Below are 23,192 nucleotides of genomic sequence, written 5' to 3' on the forward strand. Positions count from 1 at the left end.
TAGGAACAATGCTAGGGGCTTGGCGCAAGAAGCGCAAACTTTTCTGTTGGAACTCTACCGCAAACATGGTTATACATAAGGCACTGCTCGATAGGTTTCTTGCCTGTATGAAACCTGCCTCAATAACTTGCGCCGGCCTTGTGCCGGCGTTTTTTTTGGGGTTTTCTCTGCGGCAGTGGGTCTAGGCCCCCTCCCCCATATTCGAGCCGCAGGAGATTCTTACCATGGCATTGCAGACTGATCTTTCAGGAAAAACCACTGTTATCACGGGTTCAAACTCGGGGATTGGGCTGGGCGTGGCTGAGATACTGGCGCAGGCGGGCGCGGATGTTGTTCTCAATTCCTTTACGGACCGCCCCGAAGACCATGATCTGGCGGCTGATTTAGGCAAACGTCATGGCATCAGCGCGCGCTATATCGCGGCAGATATGTCGAAGCCCGATCAATGCCGCGCCCTGATTGAGGCGGCAGGGCGCTGTGATATTCTTGTTAACAATGCGGGTATTCAACATGTCGCCCCGATTGAGGGCTTCACACCCGAAAAATGGGACGCGATCATCGCGATCAATCTCTCATCCGCGTTTCATACCACGGCTGTGGCGCTGCCGATGATGCGCAAAGCGGGTTGGGGGCGCGTGGTCAATATCGCCTCGGCGCATGGATTGACCGCCTCGCCCTATAAATCGGCCTATGTGGCGGCAAAGCACGGGGTCGTTGGCCTGACCAAGGTGACCGCCCTTGAAACCGCCGAAGACCCCATCACAGCAAACGCCATTTGCCCGGGCTATGTCTTGACCCCGTTGGTCGAGGCCCAAATCCCCGATCAAATGAAAACGCATAATATGAGCCGTGACCAAGTTGTGCGTGATGTGATGTTGGCCCGCCAACCTTCAAAAGAATTCGCCACAGTTGAACAACTGGGCGGCACAGTTGCGTTTCTGTGCAGCGTCGCCGCCGATCAGATCACAGGAACAACCGTATCCGTTGATGGCGGTTGGACAGCCCTATGAGTATCAAACTCGACATCCTATCCGATCCGATTTGCCCGTGGTGCTATATTGGTTGGACGAACCTTGCCCGCGCAATGGAACAGCGCGCAGACCACCCCTTTGTGGTCGAATGGCATCCGTTCCAATTGAACCCCGATATGCCGCCCCAAGGGATGGATCGTGTCACCTATCTTGAGACAAAATTCGGCGGGCGGGCCAATGCCGCCACCGCCTATGCCCCCGTTCTGGAACATGCCGAAAAAGCGGGTTTGTCGATAGATTTTGCCGCTATTCCCCGCACGCCCAGTACATTAAACGCGCACCGCCTCATCCATTGGGCGGGGCTAGAGGGGCGCCAAACCGCGGCTGCGGTGGCAATTTTCAAGGCCTATTTCATTAGCCACCGCGATATCGGTGCCGCAGATGTTCTAGAGGGTATCGCAAGCGAGATCGGTCTTGACCGCGCAATCATCGCGCGCCTCTTAGCGGGTGATGCGGATCAGGCCGACATCACCGCGCGCGACCAACATGCCCGCACCCGTGGGGTGACGGGGGTGCCCTGTTTTATTATCGCCAATCAACACGTTGTTAGCGGCGCACAGCCTAGCGATTTCTGGCTCAATGTGATTGATGAGCTCAACCAACAAGTCCAAGAAACGGCCCCCGAATGACCCCTGCCTCAAAATCCCTGTCAAAGCTTGAATTTACAGCGATGATGGGGGTGCTCTTTGCAACCATCGCCTTTTCGATGGATGCAATGCTGCCCGCCCTGCCCCAAATCGCAGCCGAGCTTTCGCCAGATGACATCAACCGCGCGCAATTGATCCTGACCTCATTTATCTTTGGCATGGGGATCGGAATTTTCATCGCTGGCCCAATTTCAGACGCTTTGGGACGCAAGCCCGTGATTTATCTCGGCGCAGGGTTCTACGCGCTTGGGGCGATCTTGGCCCATTATGCCCCCTCTCTCGAGCTTGTTTTGGCGGCCCGCGTCTTACAGGGCATTGGCGCCTCAGGCCCGCGTGTTGTGACCTTGGCAATGGTGCGCGACCTTTATCAGGGCCGCGCGATGGCGCAGATTGTGTCCTATGCCATGTTGGTTTTCACCATTTTCCCTGCCATCGCCCCGTTAATCGGTGCGGCGATTATCGCGGGCTTTGGTTGGCGGGCGATCTTCGTGGCGTTTTTGGTCTTTATTCTTTTATCAGTCTCATGGCTGGGTCTGCGGCAACCCGAAACGCTACCGCCCGAGCGGCGGCAAAAGCCAAATCTTGCCGCCCTCAAATCCGCCATTTCGACCGCCCTTGGCATGCGGCAAATGCAGCTTTCTATTCTTGTGCAAACCTGCATCTTTGGGGCGCTTTTTGGGGTGATTTCCTCCATTCAGCAGATGTTTGACCTCAGCTTTGGACGCGGCGCTGAATTTCCATTCTGGTTTTGTGCGATTGCATTGATGGCTGCCCCCTCAGGGCCAATCAACGGCAAAATGGTTATGCGATTTGGTATGCGTGCGATGGTGCGAGGCACGTTATTTGTGGTGCTGTTCAACAGCAGCATCGCGCTATTGGGCTTTGGCCTGATCTTTGAGGCGGGGCAAGGCTTTGCGCTTTATATTGCATGGACGCTGACAATCTTTGCCGCTGCGGCCTTTACCTTGGGCAATCTGAACGCCCTCGCGCTAGAGCCTTTGGGCCATATCGCGGGCACGGCCAGTTCGGTGATGGGCGCCATCGCAACCATCGGCGGGGCAGTTTTGGGGGCGATTGTGGGCCAGTTTTTTGACGGCACGCCTCTGCCCCTGATCTCATTCACGCTGATCTTTGCCGCAATCGCCGTGGGGCTGATGCAAATGATGCCAAAATCCGAACAGGCAGGCTAGCCCTTCGCCTGTTCGGCCAGATCGCGGGCTATTGCGAAGGCCCCTTTGATCTTATCGGCATCCTTGGCCCAGTCACGGCGAATGACGATTTTATTATCTTTGATCTTAGCCAACCCGCGCTGATTTTCGACAAAGACAACAAGGCCTGCAGGGTTCGGGAATTTGTCATTATGGAATTGCAAAGTCGCCCCTTTGGGCCCCGCATCCATCTTGGCGATATGGGCGCGTTTGCACATCGCCTTGATGCGCATGACCGAAAGCAGCGTGTTCACTTCGCGCGGCAGCGGGCCGAAGCGGTCAATCATCTCGGCGGCAAACCCTTCGAGATCGACCTTGCTTTCCAATTGCGACAGGCGGCGATAGAGGCCAAGCCGCACATCCAAATCGGGGATATAGGCCTCGGGGATCATGACGGGCACGCCCAAATTGATCTGCGGCGACCATTGCCCGTCACTGACGGTGCTTTCGGCCGCACCAGAGCGGATGGCGGCAATCGCCTCCTCCAACATGGATTGATACAACTCGAACCCCACCTCGCGGACATGGCCCGATTGCTCCTCACCCACGATATTGCCTGCCCCGCGAATATCGAGGTCTTGGGATGCGATGGTGAAGCCTGCGCCAAGACTGTCAAGGCTGCCCAACACCCTGAGGCGTTTTTCAGCGGCGGGGGTCAATTTCCCGCGCGGCTTGGTCGTCAGATAGGCGTAGGCGCGGGTTTTCGCGCGCCCGACACGGCCCCTGATCTGATACAACTGCGCCAGACCAAACATATCCGCGCGGTGAATGACCATCGTATTAGCGGTCGGGATATCAATCCCCGATTCAATGATCGTTGTGGCAAGCAGAACATCGTATTTGCCATCGTAAAACGCATTCATGCGATCATCGAGATCACCTGCGGCCATCTGGCCATGCGCCACCACGAAACTGACCTCTGGCACATGATCCCGCAGGAAGGTTTCAATCTCGGGCAAGTCTTCAATGCGCGGCACAACATAAAAGGACTGACCACCGCGATAATGTTCGCGCAACAGCGCCTCGCGGATGGTGGCCGCGTCAAATTCGCTGACATATGACCGAATGGCCAACCGATCAACTGGCGGCGTTCCAATCAGGCTAAGGTCACGCACACCAGAAAGCGACATCTGCAATGTTCGCGGAATAGGCGTGGCCGATAGGGTCAGCACATGAACCTCAGAGCGGAACTCTTTGAGCCGCTCTTTGTGGTTCACGCCAAAGCGTTGCTCTTCATCAATCACCAAAAGCCCAAGGTTGGCAAAGCGCACCCCTTTGGCCAAGAGCGCGTGGGTGCCGATGACAATATCAACTGTGCCATCCGCCAACCCTGTGCGGGTTTCTGCGGCTTCTTTCGCGGACACAAAGCGAGACAATTGCGCAACTTTAAGCGGGAAGCCACGAAACCGCTCGGCAAAGGTGCGGGCGTGCTGACGCGCAAGCAATGTCGTGGGGGCGATCACCGCCACCTGCAGGCCAGAGGCCGCCGCAATAAAGGCCGCGCGCATGGCGACTTCGGTTTTGCCAAACCCAACATCGCCAACGATCAAGCGATCCATCGGGCGGCCACGGGCCAAATCTTCCACCACATCCGCGATGGCAGACAGCTGATCCTCGGTTTCTTCATAGGGGAAGCGGGCGCAGAAATTCTCCCACATATCGTCAGGCGTGCCCAAAATCGGCGCTTGGCGCAATTCGCGTTCCGCGGCGATCCGAATAAGCTTATCCGCAATCAGGCGGATGCGTTCTTTCATCCGCGCCTTTTTTGCCTGCCATGCGCCACCGCCAAGTTTATCAAGCAGACCCTCATCATGGCCGTAGCGACTGAGAAGTTCGATATTCTCAACGGGCAAGAACAGACGATCCCCGCCTGCATATTCAAGCGCCAAACATTCATGCGGGGCGCCTGCGGCGGTGATGGTTTCAAGCCCCTTGAACCGCCCGATGCCATGATCAACATGCACGACCAGATCACCCGCTGAAAGGCTTTGCGCCTCGGTCAGATAATTCTCGGCACGTTTTGTTTTGCGGCGCGGACGGATCAGCCGGTCGCCCAACACATCTTGCTCTGAGATCACAGCTAGATTGGGGGCAGTAAACCCCTCCTCAAGCGGCCAGATCACGCAGGAGATACTGCCTTTGGGCAGATCAGGCGTGAAATGATCGAGCTTGACCAAACCAGACAAGCCTTGATCGGTCAAAATCTGCATCAGGCGTTGCAGCGCCCCTTCTGACCAAGAGGCTAAAATTACCGCGCGCGATTGGCGCATGTCGCGGATATGATCGCAAAGCGCCTCAAATATATTGATATTCTCTTGCTGCCGTTCAAGCGCGAAATTGCGCCCGACACGCCCGCCTACATCAATCACATTCGGGCCCGTGGCGGCAGGCAGCGGTGAGAAATGCAAAACCCGATGCGGCGCCAAGGCGGCGGCAAACCGCGTCTCGTCAAGATAGAGCAAGTCAGGCGGCACAGGTTTATAGACGCTGTCCAACCGCCCCTTTTGCGTCAATGCCGTTTTGCGCGTGTCATATTGATCGCTGATCGTCTCCCATCGTGCGGCGTGCTGCGGCACAGTCTGGTCATCCATCGTGACCACGGCATCGGGCAGATAATCAAACAACGTCTCAAGCTTGGGGTGAAAATAGGGCAGCCAATGTTCCACGCCTTGGTATTTGCGCCCCGCACTGACCGCCTCATAGAGCGCATCATCATTTCCCGCAGCCCCAAATTCGATGCGGTAATTCTGTCGAAACCGCGTGATTGCGGCCTCGTCCATCACAACTTCGGAGACGGGCGAAAGCGATAAATGGGTCAGGGTTTCAAGACTGCGCTGCGTTACAGGGTCAAAACTGCGCAGCCCATCAATAACATCGCCAAAAAGGTCAAGCCGATAGGGTTGCGGCGTTCCCGCAGGCCAAATGTCAATAATACCGCCGCGCAGGGCATAATCCCCCGCCTCGGTCACAGTGGGGGTTTGGGTGAACCCCATGCGCACCAAAAAGGCGCGCAAGGCGTCTTCGTCTATGCGCTGACCAACAGTGGCGTGAAAGGCCGCCTCACGCAGCAAATCGCGCGGGGGCAAAAATTGCGTGGCCGCATTGAGCGTGGTTAAAACAACCGCAGGCCCAACCCCGCCCTGCACCAACCGCGCCAAGGTCGCCATGCGCCGCGCTGAAATTTCGGCATTGGGGGAGATGCGATCATAGGGCAGACAATCCCAGCCGGGAAAGCGCAGAAGGGTCAGATCAGGGGCAAAGAATTGCAGCGCAGCGGCAATGCTTTCAGCACGTTTGTCATCACGCGCAATATGCAGCACCATTGCCTCATCAGACCCCGCGCGCTCTAATTCGCGCAGGATCATCTGCGCGTCATATCCTTCGGGCACGCCAGAGGCGCGAATATGGGCGGGTTGGGGTTTTGCGTGTGACATGGAAGCGTCAGGTAAAGGGGCAGCCCCGCGTGTCAAGATCAAAGCGGTGATTGCGGCACACGTTGAAGGAAAAACACGCCCCAAATCGCCGTGAAAAAAATCAACACGCTGCCAAAGAATTGCAAACGGCGGCGATGGCGCATCAATGCGCGGATCTGATCCTGTGGCGGGATCTGCGGCCAAGCCTGCGCCAAACCATTGCGCAAATAGCCGACACCTACGGCGGGCATCACAAGAAAGAACACCGACTGCGCCAAAGGACTGTCATAATAAAAGCCAAGCGCAGCCAGAAAGCCCAAGATCAGCCCTAAAAGCGTCACCAAGATTGGCCCAAGCTGTGCATCGAGGCCGCGCAAATCACGCGCGGTGATCTCGGCCAATTGCAGCGCATCACTTCGCGCAGTTTCATCCCCCAATTCGGCACGGCGGATCATGGCAAAGGGCACACCAAGCGTGGTTTGTGTCCAATGTGACCACAAAAGCGCAAACAACACCCAATACCACACCGCCTCAAAAGCGGAGAAATCCAAAACCGTGATGATATGATCGAGAAACTGCACTGATTTTCTTGGCCCTATTTTCGCACCCCGCCCCCTTCTACCGGCAATTATGGCCTTTTCTAGCCTTGAGAAATCTCCTGTGACCTGTCAGAAATTTGAGACAGATAGGATCAAGGAGATCAGCGTGACCCAAGCCCCGTTTCCCCTCGCCCGTCATCGCCGCACCCGCGCAAGCGCCGCTTTGCGCAATCTGACCCGCGAGGTGGAATTAAGCGTCAATGATCTCATTTGGCCCGTGTTTTTGCGCGATGGCGAAGGGGTTTGCGAACCTGTCGCCTCCATGCCCGGGGTCAATCGTTTGTCGCTTGATCTGGTGGTCAAAGCCACGCAGGAGGCCGAGGCGCTTGGCATTCCCGCGATCTGCCTGTTCCCCTATACAGATCCCGCGCTTAAAACCGAGGACTGCGCAGAGGCGTGGAACCCTAAAAACCTGACCAATCGCGCGATTGCCGCCATTAAAAAGACCGCCCCAAATATTGCGGTCATGACCGATATTGCCCTCGATCCTTATAATATCAACGGGCATGACGGCTATGTGCGCGATGATGAAATCATCAATGACGAAACCGTTGAGGCATTGGTGAAAATGGCATTGGCGCAGGCCGGGGCAGGCGCAGATATCTTGGGGCCATCGGATATGATGGATGGCCGCATCCGCGCCATTCGCAGCGCGCTTGAAGGGGCAAACCACCGCAATGTGACGATTATGTCCTATGCGGCCAAATTCGCCTCAAGCTATTACGGGCCATTTCGTGATGCGGTAGGTGCGTCTGGTGCGCTGAAAGGCGATAAAAAAACCTATCAAATTGATCCCGCCAATCGTAACGAGGCCTTGGCCTGCGTTGAGCGCGATTTGATGGAAGGGGCGGATATGGTTATGGTGAAACCAGGCCAGCCCTATCTCGACATTGCGCGCGCGGTCAAAGACCGCTTTGGCGCGCCGACCTATGCCTATCAGGTCTCAGGCGAATACGCGATGATCGAGGCCGCCGCCGCACACGGGTGGATAGACGGCGAAAAAGTCATGCTTGAAAGCCTGATGTGTTTCCGCCGCGCGGGCTGTGATGGTGTGCTGACCTATTTCGCCCCAAGGGTTGCGGCCATCCTACAGGGCTAGGCAAAAACACCTCAAACCTGCGTCATTTGATAAAATTGGGCCGCTTTGGTCATGACAAACCGCGCGCGACCCCGTAAAAGATAGGCAGAGACATTACAGGGAATGAGGTCACATATGAGCAGTGAAACAAAAACATCTCATTCGCCCCAAATTTTGACCCGCCGCAATTTCGTGCTTGGCGGGACAGCGGTGCCGTTCTTGGCGGCCTGCGGCAATGGGGTGAATTCGCAAGCCTCGCAGCGTCTGGATGCACGCGTGGACAGCGCGCAGGAATTCATGTTCCAAGAAATTCCAGGAACAGAAGAACTGGCCTATGCCGCGGCTGGTGTTTTGATCATGCCATTGGTCACCGAGGCTGGCTTTGGCTTTGGCGCATCTTATGGGCGCGGCGCATTGCGTATCAATGGCGCAACAGTTGATTATTACAACGCAATCAGCGGATCTTTCGGATTTCAAATCGGTGCGCAGCAATATGCACATGCGCTGTTTTTCATGACTGAAGAGGCGCTTAGATCGTTCCGTGGCTCGCCGGGTTGGGCGGTTGGTGCCGATGTGCGCTATGCCTTTAACGCAAGCGGCGCATCTTTAGGCATCGACAGCAACACCCTGACAAATCCCGTGATTGCGGTGGTGTTTGGTCAGGCGGGGCTGATTGCGGGCGCCACGCTTGAAGGCACGCGCTACTCGCGCATCATCCCGTAACTGACAGGGCAATGGGGTCGCTGCTGCGTTGGTTTGTGCGGATCACCTCAGTGGTGATCTTTGTGGTCGTGGTTGCAACCACGATTGCCTATTGGTTTGCCGCGCGATCCCTGCCCCAGTATAACGCCACATGGCGTATGGCAGGCTTGGAAAACGGCGCCGACATTGTGCGCGCGCAAGGGGCAATCCCGCATATATTTGGGACGACCGACCAAGATGTGTTCTACGGCCTTGGCGTTGCGCATGCCCAAGACAGGCTGTGGCAGATGTTGGTTTTGCGCCGCACGGCACAAGGCCGCCTTTCTGAAATATTCGGAGACCGCAGCCTACGCAGCGATGACCTCATGCGCCGCCTAGATCTCGAGGCCTATGCGGAAGCATCTTATGACAAATACTCGGCCGCCGCCCGCAACGATCTCGAGGCCTATGCCGCAGGGGTCAATGGGTGGTTGGATCAAATCGCGCGCGAGGCCTTAGGGCGTGGTGCGCCCGAATTGTTCTTGTTTGAACCCGATATCGCCCCATGGCGACCGCAAGACAGTATCGCAATCTCAATGTTGATGGCCCTCACCTTGAGTGACCAAGCGCAAAGCGATGTCTTACGGGCCCGCGCGATTTTGGCCCTAGATCGCCCTGAACGCATTCGTGATTTGCTGCCCGATGCCCCGGGTGCGGGCATCGCGGCGCTGCCCCAATATGCAAGCCTATTCAACGCAGATCCCAGTGATTTTGCTGAAATCACAACCATGCCCCGCATTGAGGACCCGCTCTATCCTGTGGCGCCCCGCGGCCTTGCGGGGGCGTCCAACGCATGGGCCGCAGCCCCATTTCGCGCGACAAGCGGCGCTACCCTTCTGGCCAATGACCCCCATTTGGATTTAAGCGCCCCGTCGATTTGGTATCTGGCGCGGCTTGAACTGGCCTCAGGCGGGGTAATTGGGGCGACCATTCCTGGCATGCCCATCGTGGCCGTTGGGCGCTCTGATCGTTTGGCATGGGGCATGACCTCGGCCTATATCGATGATATGGATCTCTTCGTTGAAGAACTTGATCCAAACGATCCTACGCTTTACCGCGCGGGGGCGGAGTTTATCCCCTTTGAGACGCGCCAAGAGATTATTCAGGTCGCCGATAGTGCGCCTGTAACCATCACTCTGCGCAACAGCCGAAATGGCCCCGTCATCCCTGCGACCCATTGGCAATTGGGAACGGTCACGCCTGAAAACCATGTCATGGCTTTGGCATGGACGGCGCTCAACCCCCGCAATACCAGTTTGCAAGCGGGGCTTGCCTTAATGCGTGCGCAATCCGTGGATGGAGCCATTCGCGCCACGCGCGCTCATATCGCGCCCTCGCAAAACCTGACTTTGGCCGATAGTGCAGGCAATATTGCGCTGCAGGTCATTGGCCGCCAACCCCGCCGCAATCCTGAGATGATTGGTCAGGGGCGCATCCCTGCGCAAGGATGGCTTGACCAGAACCGATGGCGCGGCATGATGCCCGCTGAGGCCAATCCAAGCTTTGTGAACCCAGAGGGCGGCATCGTTGGCAACACCAATAACAAAACGATAGATCGCGCCTTTCCAGATCATTTGAGCTATAATTGGGGCGATACGCAGCGCGTGTTACGCTGGCAGCGGTTGATGCAAATGCGCGAAGTGCATACGCGCGATAGTTTCATCGAAGCGCAGCTTGATCCCGTCTCTGCTGCAGCTGTGAATATTCTGCCTTTGGTTGGGGCGGAGTTGTGGTTCACAAGTACAACCGGCCCCGAAGGCACGCCCGAGCGGATGCGCGCCCGCGCCTTGGAGCGTTTGGCGGATTGGGACGGCAATATGAACGAGCATATGCCCGAGCCCTTGATCTACATCGCGTGGATGCGCGCGCTGCAACAGCGGCTGATCCGTGACGATATCGGCCCCTTAGCTGATCAATTTTATGCGGTTGAACCAATTTTTATCGAGCGCGTTTTCCGCAACATCGATGGCGCAGCGGTCTGGTGTGATCTGCGAACGACATCGCGCGTTGAGACCTGCCCTGAAATCGCAGAGGCCGCGCTTGACGATGCCTTGCTTGAATTGCGCGAGACATATGGCGCGAATTTGGACGGTTGGCGGTGGGGCGCGGCACATGAGGCGGTGCATCGTCACCCCGTCTTGGGCCAAACCGATCTTTTTTCGTGGATTGTGAATATCCGCCAATCCACATCGGGCGGGCCGCATAGCCTGATGCGCGGGGCCATTTCATGGGAGGGGGAAGCGCCCTATGAAAATCGTCACGCGGCAGGCTATCGCGGGGTGTATGACTTTGCCGATCTCGACAGCAGTGTCTTTGTCATTTCCACGGGCCAATCGGGCCATCCGTTAAGCCGTCATTATGACGACTTATCCGAACTGTGGCGGCGCGGCGAATACCTTCCCATGAGCCTTGACCCAACCCTTGCGCGGGCAGGAAACCTTGGGATCACAACCTTGATCCCGCGCTAAAGTTTGGAAAACCGCGCACTTTGGGTGGCAGTCCATTCGACTGTGAAATGTTGGCCCTGATCATCAACGTGCTCGTCGCGCACCACGCCCTGCTCAAACAGCCATGCGCGCGCGCGGCCTGCGGAATGGGGCAGATGCAGGGTTTCGGTGATCTTTGGCGGGGCCAGTTGCGCTGCAATCATGCGGTGCAGGTGATCTACCCCCTCGCCTGTCAATGCAGACATTGCGACAACATCAGTGCGCCGCGCGGCTAACACACGCAAACTGTCCTGCGCCTCAGGGCCAAGTCGGTCGATCTTATTCCACACTTCGATCTGCGGCACATCCTTGGACACCCCCAATTGCTCAAGGATCAAATGCACTTCGGCTGCCTGTTCCTCGGTTTGCGGGTGCGAAATGTCGCGCATATGCAAAATAAGGTCAGCGTCCAAAACCTCCTCCAAGGTGGCGCGAAAGGCCGCCACCAATTGGGTCGGCAAATCCGAGATAAAGCCAACCGTATCGGACAAGATCACCTCTGACCCATCAGCCAAATGAATGGCGCGCATGGTCGGATCAAGCGTGGCAAAAAGCATATCTTGCGCCAAAACATCCGCACCCGTTGCGCGATTGAACAGCGTGGATTTCCCCGCATTGGTATATCCCACCAAGGCCACAACGGGATAAGGCACTTTGGCGCGCGCCGCGCGATGCAAAGATCGAGTTTTAACCACCTTTTCCAATTGCCGCTTCAGGCGCACCATTTGCGCGTCAATGGCACGGCGGTCTGCCTCAATTTGGGTTTCGCCAGGGCCGCCCACGAACCCCAAACCACCCCGCTGACGTTCAAGATGCGTCCATGCGCGCACAAGGCGGGTGCGCTGATAGGATAGGGCCGCCAAGTCGACCTGTAACACCCCCTCGCGGGTGGCGGCGCGGGCTGCAAAAATCTCAAGGATCAGACCCGTGCGATCCAGCAGCTTGACCCCCCAATCCTTTTCCAAATTGCGCTGCTGCACGGGCGTCACTGCGCCATTGATCAAGACAAGACCCACATCATGGTCTTTGATTTGATCTTTCAATTCTGCCAATTTGCCCGTGCCAAACAAACGCCCCGGCTTAGCCGCCGGCAGCCGCACCACCTGAGACAGGGCAACCTCAAGATCAGGCAGCGCCATGGCAAGCGACACCGCCTCCTCAAGGGCTGCGGTGGGTTCGGGACGGTTTTTATCGCTCAGGATGTCAGGGTGGAGAACAAAGGCGCGCATATCCGCGCCCTTGGTCAGACCTTCATCGCGGCCCTTATTTGGCGTCACTCTTCGCCTTCATAAAGACTGATTGGTTGCGCGGGCATAATCGTGGAGATCGCATGCTTATAGACAAGCTGCGACTGGCCATCGCGCCGCAGAAGCACGCAGAAATTATCAAACCAAGTGATAACGCCTTGCAGCTTCACCCCGTTAATCAAAAAAATTGTCACAGGCACTTTTGCCTTGCGCACATGGTTCAGAAAAGAATCCTGCAAGTTTGTTTTCGTGTCGGCCATTTTAGTTTCGCCTTATCGTTGTGCTGTTTGGTTGGCTCCAAACACTGTCAATTTGCGGCAAGTATGAAGATAATTTTGGGAAAATTAAACCCCGATTTCAAACTTCCAAAATAAAACGTGAAAAAATATATATTAACCGCGCCAGAACCGTGGCGAGATCACTGCGACCAGCACCAATGTCTCCATCCGCCCCACAATCATCGCAAAGGCCAATAACATCTTGGCAAGGTCATTCAGACCCGTAAAGCTGATCGCTGTTTCACCCCCAACAGCGGCCAAAGGCCCTGTGGTGGTGAGCGCAGAGATGGTCAAAATCATGGCTGTCTCAAAATCGAGGCCTGTGGCCGCCAAAAGACACATGAACAGCGCCATGGAGAGGGTCAAAAGCATGAAAAACACCCATGCGATATAGGCCCCCTCACGGCGGATACGCCGCCCCAAGCGGCCTGCGCCCGCAACGGAATGCGGGTGGATCAGTTTCTCGACCTCGCGCAACCCATGCTTATAGAGCGCGTAGACCCGCAGCAATTTCACCCCGCCCGCCGTGGTCGCAACCCCACCCCCCATCAGGGCCAGACCGATCAACACCATGCCCGGCGCATCGATGCCCGACCATTGGCTTGCAGCATCCCAGCCTTGGCTGACAAAACCCGTGGTGGTCAGGAAAGAGGCCACGGTGAAAATGCCCCCCCATAGGGATGCCACCGCATCTGAAAACTGCGCTGTTTCCGTCTCAACGGCGCCAAACCAATGGCGCAGGAACAACAGCGCAGGCACGATCACAATCGCGGCCAAGGCCAGACGCACTTCACGATCTTTTAACATGCGGAGCGGGTATTCGCGGTTCAACGCATGGGTAAAGCTGCGGCGTGACAGGGCAAATATAAAGAAAATCAAAACCATCGCCTCGGCCCCAACAGAGCCGACTTGACCATTCAAACTGATCCCCGATGTGGACAAGGTTGACATTGCATGGATCAGCGCGGGCAAGCTTTCCGACCCTGTGATCATCAGCAAAACCCACAAGATAATCGTCAAGGCGATATAGGTCGGGGCCAAGCGGCGTGCATGTTTTACAAGGCGCTGCTCTGGCGAAGCGGCGCGCATCTGCCCCGCTGATCGGGTCTGAAGCCCCTTCACCTGCGCCTCGGATGTCACCTCATAGCCGCCCAAATTCAGCGGTGCCAAAATCGCAATCGCAGAGAGCCAGATTAAGAAACCGCCAAACCACGCCACAGTCGCGCGCCACATCACCAACGGATCGCTGAGGCGTTCTGCATCAAAGAAGCTGGCGCCTGTCGTGGTCAGGCTCGAAACCATATCGATATAGCAGGTGAAAAAGCGGGCATCCTGCATGGAGGCATCCATAGGAAAGGCCAAGATTAGCGGCAAAAGCAGATAGGCCAAAAGCAAGGTGATCAGCTGTGTCCACCCCGTTTGCACCCGCACGGAACTGGTGGTCACAAACCCAAGAAGCATTGCCAAAATGAAGAATAAAATCGCGCTGTAAAAGAAGACGCGGCTTGTTGGCATGTCGTCTTGCCCCAAAGCCACGATTGAGGGCAATAACATCGCCCCTGCCGAAATCCCGATGAGGATCACGAAAAGCGGCAGTTTAGCGATGCTTTGATCAATGCTCATGCTGACTTCACGGGCTGACTAGACGGGCGGGCCGCAGCGGCGGCTGCTTAAAAGAAATCGACCGAGACTTGTAACAAGGCCTCGACCGCAGGCACATCTTTCGACAAGGCGAACATCACGATAATATCGCCCTCATCCAAACGGGTCGAGCCTGCAGGGCGGATCACATCCCCCGCTTTTAGCAGCGCCCCAACCAAAACGCCCTCGGGGAATTCGATATCGCGGATTTGCTTACCCGCAAGCGGCGAGGTCGACATCACTTCCGCCTCGATGATCTCGGCCTCGGCATCGCCAATTGAATAAACCCCTTGCACACGGCCATGGCGGATATGGCGCAGGATGCTCGACACAGTGGTTGCACGCGGGTTGACATAGGCATCAATGTCCAGTGGGCCCATCATCGGCACCATAGTAGGATCATTCACAAGCGCAATCGCCATCCCTGCCCCTTCGGCCTTGGCGCGCACAGACGCGAGAAGGTTGGTTTTATCGTCATCCGTGACGCAAAGAACGGCGTCTGATTTATCAATCCCCGCCTCGCGCAGGATCTCGATATCCATGCCATCGCCATAAAGCACGATCGAGCGTTCCAACGCATCTGCCGCCCGTTCAGCGCGGGCGCGATTGGCCTCGATCAGACGCACGCGGGGACGATGTGCAGCACTTTCCAATTTGCGCGCAACAGCAAGACCCACATTGCCCCCGCCAATGATCACCACACGTTCTTGACGCGATTGCGTTTTGCCAAAAATCTCAAGGGTGCGCGCCGCATCATCCGTATGGGTAAAGACGTAAATCTGATCCCCTGCAAAAAGCTGATCGCGAGGTTCAGGGGCAAAAAGCGTGCCGTCACGGCGCACCCCCACTACCATCGCGCGCAAGGTCGAGAACAATTCCGTCAACTGACGCAACGGGGTTTCCAAGACGGGGCTATCATCCTCAAGCTGAATACCAAGCAGCTGCACCTTACCGCTGAGGAATACCTCGGACTCAAAACTTGCGGGTTGTGACAAGCGGCGCAATGCGGCCTCGGCCACCTCGCGTTCGGGGGAGATTACAACATCAATGGGCAGGTGATCCCTACGATAGAGATCGGAATAATCCGCCTTGAGGTAGGATTGCGCGCGCAATCGCGCGATTTTGCGCGGAACCCCAAAGACCGAGTGAGCCACCTGACAGGTGACCATGTTCACCTCATCAGAATAAGTAGCTGCGATAACCATATCGGCATCGCGCGCCCCTGCGCGCTCAAGCACATCGGGGTGGCTGGCAAACCCCGTGAGGCCCTGCACATCCAACGTATCGGTCGCACGGCGCACCAATTCGGGGTTGTTATCTACCACCGTTACATCATTGCTTTCGCCTGAAAGATGTCGCGCAATTTGCCAACCCACTTGGCCCGCGCCACAAATGATGACTTTCATCTTTCCCGTATCCTTACGCGATAACGTTCAGTGCGCCTTCAAGGGGATCAGGATTGGCAGAAACCCAGCACGGGGTCAATTGCCAATACCCACCCTTACGCTTGTGGCTCACTCCACCTCTTCGCCCGCTTGCGTCTTGCCAGATGTCACCACGCCGAGCGATTTCAGCTTGCGGTGCAGCGCGCTGCGCTCCATCCCGACAAAGCCTGCAGTTCGGCTGATATTGCCGCCAAAGCGGTTAATCTGGGCCATCAAATATTGCCGTTCGAACAATTCACGCGCCTCGCGCAAGGGCAGCATGGTCAAACCTGGTGAGAGGCTGGCCTCGCTGGTGCCTGATTTTCCTTCATCGCTCATAGGAAGATCATCCAAGCTGATCGGGCCTGTCCCTTCGCCCAAGATCAAGACGCGCTCGATCAAGTTGCGCAATTGGCGCACATTGCCTGGCCAACGCATAGTTTGCAAAGTTGCCATCGCATCATCGGCAATTTTGCGCAAAGCCAGACCTTGCTCGCGGTGGAACATCTCGATGAAATATTCAGCCAAGATCGGAATATCTTCGCTGCGCGCCTCAAGGCTTGGCACCTCAATTGGCACAACATTGAGGCGGTGATACAGCTCCTCGCGGAAGCGACCTTCGGAAATTTCGTTTGGCAGATGTTTTGTCGTTGAGGAAATCACCCGCAAATCCACATGCACCTTTGAAGCACCGCCAACGCGGGTAAAGGCCTGATCGACCAAAACCCGCAAGATTTTCGACTGCGTGCCAAGGGGCATATCCGCCACCTCATCAAGCAGCAAAACACCGCCATTTGCCTGCTCAAGCAACCCCTGCTCAACCCCGCGTTCGGGGCTTTCGCGGCCGAACAGCACCACCTCCATCTGATCAGGTGCAATCGCGGCACAGGCCACAGTGACAAAAGGCCCGTCCGAACGGTTAGAATGTGCATGAATATAGCGCGCGGCCATCTCCTTGCCGCTGCCCGCAGGGCCTGTCAGCATCACGCGACCATTGGATTTCGTGACCTTATCCAATTGCGATTTGAGATTGCGGAAGGTGGCAGATTGCCCAAGCATTTCGCCAACCCGCGTCTCGCTACGTTTCAGTGCCGAATTCTCGCGGCGCAGTTTGGACGTCTCCATCGCGCGGCGAATGACCACCAAGAGCTGATCAATATTAAAGGGCTTTTCAATAAAATCATAAGCCCCTTGTTTAATCGCAGCCACCGCGATTTCGATATTCCCATGACCGGAAATGATGACCACGGGCACTTCGGGCATATCGCGCTTGACTGTTTTGAGGATATCAATCCCATCCATATGGCTGTCTTTAAGCCAAATATCGAGGATGATCAGCGCGGGCAGCTCTTGCTGCAATTGCGCCATGCATTCATCGGAATTTCCCGCCATGCGCGTGGAAAACCCCTCATCCTGCAGAATATCGCAAACCAATTCGCGAATATCACGCTCATCATCGACAACAAGTATATCAGCCATGAATACCCCTCATTTAGCCAATCATTAACGGCAGGTGGATCACCGCCTGCGCTCCTTGATGCGCGCCACCCCCAAATGGCGGCGCATCTCTCAATTCTAGGCTTGCGCCATGTTCTTCGATTATTTTTTTCACAATCGGCAGTCCAAGCCCCGTCCCCTTTTCACGGGTAGTGACGTAGGGCTCAAAGAGGCGCGCGCGGTCTTCGGGCAGGCCTATTCCGTTGTCGTTGATTGTAATTTTCAGCACGGGCTGCGCGGCACCAGTCTCGACCACCAAAGCCACGCGGATCTCGCCGTGATGGGGCGTTTGTGGATGTTTCTCGCAATATGTTTCGATGGCCTCGCCCGCGTTTTTGATCAAATTAGTAAAGGCTTGCCCGATCATGGTTGCGTCAATCTCGGCCCAAATCTCGCCTTCGGGCTTTGTCAGGGTGATCTCAACCTCAGGCTGACCTGCGCGTTGAAGGGTCACAACCCCCTCCAACAGCTTGGCGATATCCTCACGGCGGCGGCTTGGTTCAGGCATACGCGCAAAGCGCGAGAACTCATCCACAATATGGGCCAGATCATTGGTCTGGCGCACGATCACATCGGTCAACTCTTTCAGGCTTTGACCGTCTTCTTCGGGCAAAATCTTGGTAAATTTACGCGCCGCACGTTCCGCTGACAAACGAATAGGGGTGAGTGGGTTTTTGATCTCATGTGCAATGCGCCGCGCGACATCGCCCCATGCGGCCATGCGCTGTGCCGCGACCAAATCGCTGACATCATCAAATGCAACCACATATCCCTCAATCGCGCCATCACTGCGCCCCCGCACCGCGATGCGCACCAAAAGCGTCTCTTGCGCCCCATTACGGGTGAGGCGCAATTCCTCTTGCAACGTATCGCTGCCCCGTTCCCGCAAGCGCGATGGCAGATCAGCAAATTCTGGCACAAGCACAGCCAAGGCACCGTGAATGTGCAATTCATCTTCAGACAGGCTCAAAAGCCGCTGCGCAGAGCGGTTGATAAACTCAACATCGCCCTCTGCTGTGACACCAATCACGCCAGCCGTAACCGACCCAAGCACACTATCAAAGAGGCGTCTTTGACCCTCGGTTCTGTCATTTTGTTCAACCAAGCGATCGCGCTGCGCCTTAAGTTGCAAGGTCATCTGGTTAAACACGCGGCCAAGCGTTGCGATTTCATCCCCGCTTTTTTCCTCAGGCACACGCGCCTCAAGATCACCTTCACCAATCCGCTCAGCAGCGGCGGCCAACCGCCCCACGGGACGCGACAGACGTTCGGCAAACCACAGCCCCAACCAAATGGCCGCCATGATCACAATCAGCGCAAAGCCAATATAGAGCAGGCCAAATTCGAATAAAACGCGCCCGCGCTCATTTTCCAATTGTCTGTAAAGCTGCACAGTTTGCTGGGTTTCATCGAGCAGCGACATAATCTGCCCATCCACCTCACGGCTGACATAGAGATAGCGGTCAAGATATTGCGAGAGCTTCAGCAGGGCGCGGAACTCGTTTTGGGCGCGATCTTCGATCAACACCACCTCACCCTCAGCCGCACGGATAAGATCAGCGTCACTGGGTTGATCATAATCAAACAAATACGAGCGTTCGCCGCGCGCGCGAATTTCGCCTGTTGCACTGATCACATAAGCCTCGCGCAGACCACGCTGGATGAGGCCCTGCCCTTGCCCCAAAAGGCGGCGAAGGTCGCCATCCGTGGTAGCCCCGTCATTGCGTGCGGCATTGTCCAAAAAGGCCGCAAGGGCGCGCGCATCTTCGTCTAAATCCGTGCGATGTTCTTGTTGATAGGCGATGGCGGCATCCACCGAATTGCCAAGTGCGCCTGAAACGCGGGTCGAAAACCATCCTTCAAGTCCCATGTTCAGGGTGATGGTTGCAAAAACCGCGACCAAAATGGTCGGCAAAAGTGCAACAATCGCAAAGACACCTGTCAGGCGCATGTGCAATCGCGATCCTTGCGAGCGGCTACGCCGTGCTGCGATCATCCGCACGACTTGGCGCGCCACGAGCGCGGCGATTACAAGAATGTAGACCAAATCCGCCAACAAGATTAGGCGCAAGGCAGGCGAAGAGGCCAAATCGCCAAGCGGGCCAAGCACCAAAAATGTCAAAAGTGCCAATACAGGCCCGAGCGTTACAAGCCCCAATGTGCCCGCATTGCGCAAGCGCTTGGTGCTTTGTAACAGGATCAATCGGCGCCAAGCCGATATCGCCTTATCATTTGATGGCTTTGCCACCTGCCCCGCCTGTCTTTTACGCGACCCGCAAACGCGGCCACGAATTTCGCCTGACGCGCGCCATATGTCGCCCATATGTCACGCCCTGTGGCGAGTTTACATCAATTTGCGCCGCCGTGTCACGCGTATATCGAGATCAGAGACTTTCTTTCTGAGGGTATTTCGATTGATCCCGAGCAAATCGGCACATTTCGCCTGATTGCCGCCCGTGGCCTCTAGCGCGATTTCCAAAAGTGGCGTTTCCACTTCGCGTAGGATTCGTGCGTGCAAGCCTGGAGGCGGCAAAACACCGCCGTGAAGATCAAAATAACGCCGCAAATGTTTGGCCACAGAGGCGGATAAACGATCCCCATCGCCGCCGCCTGTAAATGGCTCCATCGCGGGCTGGTTGCCAAGCACAATTTGCAATTCGGCACGCGCGATTTCTTCGCCCTGTCCTGTGACCACCAAACGGCGAATGGTGTTTTCCAATTGCCGCACATTTCCCGGCCATGAATAGGCACGCATCAATTCAACCGCATCATCGGACAAGCGGCGCAAGGGCATGCCATCGCGTTCAGCGCGGATCAAGAAATGCTCGGCCAAAAGCGCGATATCATCCACCCTTTCGCGCAAGGAGGGCACAGAAATCGACACGCCCCCAAGGCGGTAGAACAAATCTTGGCGGAAATCGCCTGCATCCATTTTTTCGGACAGATCGCGCTGGCTTGTGGCCATCACACGGGCATCATTCTCGCGCATCGTGTCAAGCAGACGCACGATACGGGCCTGCGCCTCATCGCTGAGATCAGACACCTCATCAAACAGGATCGAGCCGCCCTTGGCCCGCGCTAGCAGCGTGGAGGGGCCATCGACCCCCTCAAGATCATCGGCGCTTGCCACAACAAAAGGCAGCGTACGGCGGTCTGAGAAATCATGGATCGCCCGTGCAATCAAGCTTTTGCCCGTGCCGCTTTCGCCAGAAATCAGAACGGGCAGATCGGTGTTCATCACCCGCGCAACCAATCGATAGAGCGCCTGCATCGCAGCCGTGCGCCCCACAAGCGGCAGATCATGCTGCGCAACAGTGGCGCGCGCCTCACCATCGGCGCCAGTATCCCGCGCAGGCGGCGCAACGGAGGCCCGCCGTTTTTGATCCAGCGCGCGGGCCGCGCGTTTCATTAAATCTGGCAAGTCAAATGGTTTGGGCAAATAATCATAGGCATCTTTTTCCGTGGCTTGGATCGCCGTCATGATCGTATTTTGGGCCGATATGATGATGACCGGCAGGCCGGGTCGCGTTTCGGTGATCTTCGGCAATGTCTCAAGGCCGTTGCCATCTGGCATGACCACATCAGAAATCACCAAATCACCCTTGCCTTCTTCGACCCACCGCATCAGCGTCATCAAGCTAGAGGTTGCGTGAACCTTGCACCCTGCCCGCGTCAACGCCTGCGTCAATACAGTGCGGATTGTGCGGTCATCATCTGCAACCAGAACGGTGCCATCCATCGTCTCAACTCCTACTCACACGCCGCGCGGCGCGATTGGCAAAGATATCCGAAACACAGTTCGGCCCGGCACGCTGTCCAGCGCGATCCAGCCATCGTGGTCGGAAATGATTTTAGAAACCAAGGCAAGGCCAAGCCCCGTGCCATTTTCGCGCCCCGATACGAACGGTTCAAAAATTTCGCTTTGACGCTCGGGCGCAATACCTGGGCCATCGTCAATGATCTCGACCTGCAGGGGCATAGACGCGGCGCTGCCATCGCGTTTGCGCAGTCGCAAGCCCGCCTCGTAAAAACTGCGGATGGTGATTGTACCCCCTTCACGGCCCGCTTCGGCGGCGTTTTTCAAAAGGTTCAAGAACACCTGCAAAATCTGATCCGAGTCCACCCAAGTCGGCGGCAAAGACGGGTCATATTGATCCAAAATGCGCATATGCGCAGCAAACCCCACAGCCGCAGATTTGCGCGCGCGATCAAGGATATCGTGGATATTTACCGCCTTACATTCAGGCGGGCGCAGATTTCCGAATTCTTCGACCTGCTCAAGCAGTTTCACGATACGCCGCGTTTCCTCTACGATGAGATCAGTTAACTCGCGGTCTTCGCCGCTGGCATTCATCGATATCAATTGCGCGGCACCCGTGATGCCCGCAAGTGGGTTTTTGATCTCATGCGCCAGCATCTCGGCCATACCAATGGCTGACCGCGCGGCGGATTTACTGACCAAGCCCCGATCAAGCCGCCCCGCCAATTCGCGGCTTTCAAGCAGCATCATCACCTGATCGCCCCCCTCGCTCACAGGGGCTAGCTGCACATCACAAGACACTGGTTTTTTGGATCCTGTGCCAACATCCACACCGCCCACAAAAAGCGCGGATTGACCTTGACGCACGCGGGCCAATGCCTCCTCCATCGGGGCATCCACAAAGACGCGATCCCAAACAGGGTTGCCTGTCAAACTGCGCTCGGAGGCGTTCAGAAATGTCTCAGCCGCAGGATTGACCGATAGGATCAAATCGCCCCCGTCAATAATCAGCGCGGGGATTGGCAAGGATGACCAGATCATATCAGAGGTTACAGGGCTCATGCGGCGCAGCCCGTTTCTGCGTGTTCATCGGTTAGGGCCGCGCGCAGCAGGCGCAAAACCTGTTCGGGGTCATCTGTAGTCAGCACGGCACGCCGTGGCGCATCCCCAACCCCAGCCGCATCCAGATACCAACCCAGATGCTTGCGTGCGACTTTTGTCCCCAGTATTTTACCGTAGAAGGACAGCATATCCTCGTAATGGCGTGCGATGATCTGAAAAAGAGCCACGCCTTTGGGCGCATCAGCGCGCGCCTGGCCCGATAGGCCCGCCGCGATATCGCGCAGCACCCAAGGCCGCCCTTGCGCACCGCGCCCCACCATAACGCCATTCGCCCCCGATTGCGCCATGGCCCGCATGGCGCTTTGCGCATCCACGATATCGCCATTGGCGATCAGCGGAATATCAACCATCTCACGAAAGGTGCGAATGGCCTGCCAATTGGCATGGCCCTTATAGAACTGTGCGCGCGTGCGGCCATGCACGGTTAGCATGGCAATCCCCAAATCTTGGGCCATACGGGCAACCTGCGGTGAGTTTTCGCACGCATCATCCCAACCAAGGCGCATCTTTAGGGTGACGGGAACTGCAACCGCACGCGTCACCGCCTCTAGCACGGCGCGGGCATGAGACAAATCGCGCAGCAAAGCCGCCCCACAGGCCCCCGCACCTGAGCCAGATGTGACCTTTTTTGCAGGGCAGCCCATATTGATATCAATGATCCTTGCCCCTTCGGCCTCTGCCATGCGGGCGGCCTCCCCCATCCAACGAGGATCACGGCCAGCCAATTGAACGGCTGAGGCCGCAATGCCGAACCCAAGCTCGGCCTTCGCGCGGGCGGCGGGCTTGGCGTTGACCATATCTTGGCTTGCAACCATCTCTGAGACGACCAACCCCGCGCCGAAAGACGCAACTAATTTGCGATACGGCAAATCGGTGATCCCTGCCATCGGGGCCAGAAAGACGGGCGGGTCAAGACTGATATCGCCAAGTTGGATGGGCATGTGCGCTAAGCTGCCTATTCTTTGTGCAGTTGGGTTTGGCCTAATCTGCTTTGGGGCGGGAGATCAAAGGAAACGCCAC

17 protein-coding genes are annotated in these 23,192 nt (G+C 56.6%); 6 read left to right on the forward strand and 11 right to left on the reverse strand.

What is annotated here, in order from left to right; all coding sequences use genetic code 11:
• Window positions 1-224: 224 nt before the first annotated feature.
• The 3 genes from AAC637_RS02230 to AAC637_RS02240 are packed head-to-tail and all read left to right on the forward strand — an operon-like array spanning window position 225 to window position 2,868.
• Window positions 225-1,010 carry a 3-hydroxybutyrate dehydrogenase gene (locus tag AAC637_RS02230; protein WP_340302131.1) on the forward strand — a complete coding sequence of 262 codons (786 nt, stop codon included), beginning with the start codon at window positions 225-227 and terminating at the stop codon, window positions 1,008-1,010.
• Window positions 1,007-1,660, forward strand: a complete 654-nt coding sequence (locus AAC637_RS02235; RefSeq protein WP_340302132.1) for a DsbA family oxidoreductase — start codon at window positions 1,007-1,009, stop codon at window positions 1,658-1,660. The genes AAC637_RS02230 and AAC637_RS02235 overlap by 4 nt, the downstream gene beginning before the upstream one ends.
• The gene (locus tag AAC637_RS02240) at window positions 1,657-2,868 is read left to right on the forward strand and encodes a multidrug effflux MFS transporter (RefSeq protein WP_340302133.1); all 1,212 of its coding nucleotides are present in this window, start codon (window positions 1,657-1,659) and stop codon (window positions 2,866-2,868) included. Before AAC637_RS02235 ends, AAC637_RS02240 begins: the two co-directional genes overlap by 4 nt.
• On the opposite strand, the gene mfd is transcribed toward AAC637_RS02240, so the two are convergent.
• Window positions 2,865-6,320 carry a transcription-repair coupling factor gene (gene mfd / locus AAC637_RS02245; protein WP_340302134.1) on the reverse strand — a complete coding sequence of 1,152 codons (3,456 nt, stop codon included), beginning with the start codon at window positions 6,318-6,320 and terminating at the stop codon, window positions 2,865-2,867. The genes AAC637_RS02240 and mfd overlap by 4 nt on opposite strands.
• 38 nt (window positions 6,321-6,358) lie before the next feature.
• Window positions 6,359-6,880 (reverse strand): hypothetical protein, encoded by a 522-nt coding sequence (locus tag AAC637_RS02250; protein WP_340302135.1) that lies wholly within the window; start codon window positions 6,878-6,880, stop codon window positions 6,359-6,361.
• A gap of 118 nt (window positions 6,881-6,998) precedes the next feature.
• On the opposite strand from AAC637_RS02250, the gene hemB reads away from it, so the two are divergent.
• The 3 genes from hemB (at window position 6,999) to AAC637_RS02265 (ending at window position 11,185) form a co-directional block, all read left to right on the forward strand.
• Complete coding sequence (hemB, locus tag AAC637_RS02255; RefSeq protein WP_340303125.1) at window positions 6,999-7,997, forward strand: porphobilinogen synthase; 999 nt, start codon at window positions 6,999-7,001, stop codon at window positions 7,995-7,997.
• 114 nt (window positions 7,998-8,111) lie between these two features.
• Entirely contained in the window at window positions 8,112-8,699 is a 588-nt protein-coding gene (locus tag AAC637_RS02260) for a lipid-binding SYLF domain-containing protein (RefSeq protein ID WP_340302136.1), read from the forward strand.
• A gap of 11 nt (window positions 8,700-8,710) precedes the next feature.
• Complete coding sequence (locus AAC637_RS02265; RefSeq protein WP_340302137.1) at window positions 8,711-11,185, forward strand: penicillin acylase family protein; 2,475 nt, start codon at window positions 8,711-8,713, stop codon at window positions 11,183-11,185.
• Here the strand turns inward: AAC637_RS02265 and hflX are convergent.
• The 9 genes from hflX to dusB all read right to left on the reverse strand — a co-directional run bounded on the left by hflX (window position 11,182) and on the right by dusB (window position 23,113).
• A complete protein-coding gene (gene hflX, locus AAC637_RS02270; protein ID WP_340303126.1) occupies window positions 11,182-12,432 on the reverse strand; it encodes a GTPase HflX in 1,251 nt (416 codons plus the stop codon). The two genes, AAC637_RS02265 and hflX, sit on opposite strands and share 4 nt — an antisense overlap.
• A 44-nt stretch (window positions 12,433-12,476) precedes the next feature.
• On the reverse strand, window positions 12,477-12,710 hold the full coding sequence (hfq, locus tag AAC637_RS02275) for an RNA chaperone Hfq (RefSeq protein ID WP_317654620.1): 234 nt from the start codon (window positions 12,708-12,710) through the stop codon (window positions 12,477-12,479).
• 132 nt (window positions 12,711-12,842) lie between these two features.
• Window positions 12,843-14,351 carry a TrkH family potassium uptake protein gene (locus AAC637_RS02280; protein WP_340302138.1) on the reverse strand — a complete coding sequence of 503 codons (1,509 nt, stop codon included), beginning with the start codon at window positions 14,349-14,351 and terminating at the stop codon, window positions 12,843-12,845.
• A 47-nt stretch (window positions 14,352-14,398) separates the two neighbouring features.
• Entirely contained in the window at window positions 14,399-15,775 is a 1,377-nt protein-coding gene (gene trkA, locus AAC637_RS02285) for a Trk system potassium transporter TrkA (RefSeq protein ID WP_317654618.1), read from the reverse strand.
• A 108-nt stretch (window positions 15,776-15,883) separates the two neighbouring features.
• Window positions 15,884-17,272, reverse strand: coding sequence for a nitrogen assimilation response regulator NtrX (ntrX, locus tag AAC637_RS02290; protein ID WP_340302139.1), 1,389 nt, complete (start codon window positions 17,270-17,272; stop codon window positions 15,884-15,886).
• A gap of 13 nt (window positions 17,273-17,285) precedes the next feature.
• Window positions 17,286-19,613 (reverse strand): sensor histidine kinase NtrY-like, encoded by a 2,328-nt coding sequence (locus tag AAC637_RS02295; protein WP_340302140.1) that lies wholly within the window; start codon window positions 19,611-19,613, stop codon window positions 17,286-17,288.
• 21 nt (window positions 19,614-19,634) lie between these two features.
• Window positions 19,635-21,029 carry a response regulator gene (locus AAC637_RS02300; protein ID WP_340302141.1) on the reverse strand — a complete coding sequence of 465 codons (1,395 nt, stop codon included), beginning with the start codon at window positions 21,027-21,029 and terminating at the stop codon, window positions 19,635-19,637.
• A gap of 15 nt (window positions 21,030-21,044) precedes the next feature.
• Entirely contained in the window at window positions 21,045-22,112 is a 1,068-nt protein-coding gene (locus AAC637_RS02305; protein WP_340242745.1) for a two-component system sensor histidine kinase NtrB, read from the reverse strand.
• Window positions 22,109-23,113 (reverse strand): tRNA dihydrouridine synthase DusB, encoded by a 1,005-nt coding sequence (gene dusB / locus AAC637_RS02310; protein WP_340302142.1) that lies wholly within the window; start codon window positions 23,111-23,113, stop codon window positions 22,109-22,111. The genes AAC637_RS02305 and dusB overlap by 4 nt, the downstream gene beginning before the upstream one ends.
• Between the last annotated feature and the right edge of the window lie 79 nt (window positions 23,114-23,192).

Origin of the sequence: Roseobacter sp. HKCCD7870, from assembly GCF_037830315.1 — a bacterium.
Lineage (GTDB): Bacteria > Pseudomonadota > Alphaproteobacteria > Rhodobacterales > Rhodobacteraceae > M30B80.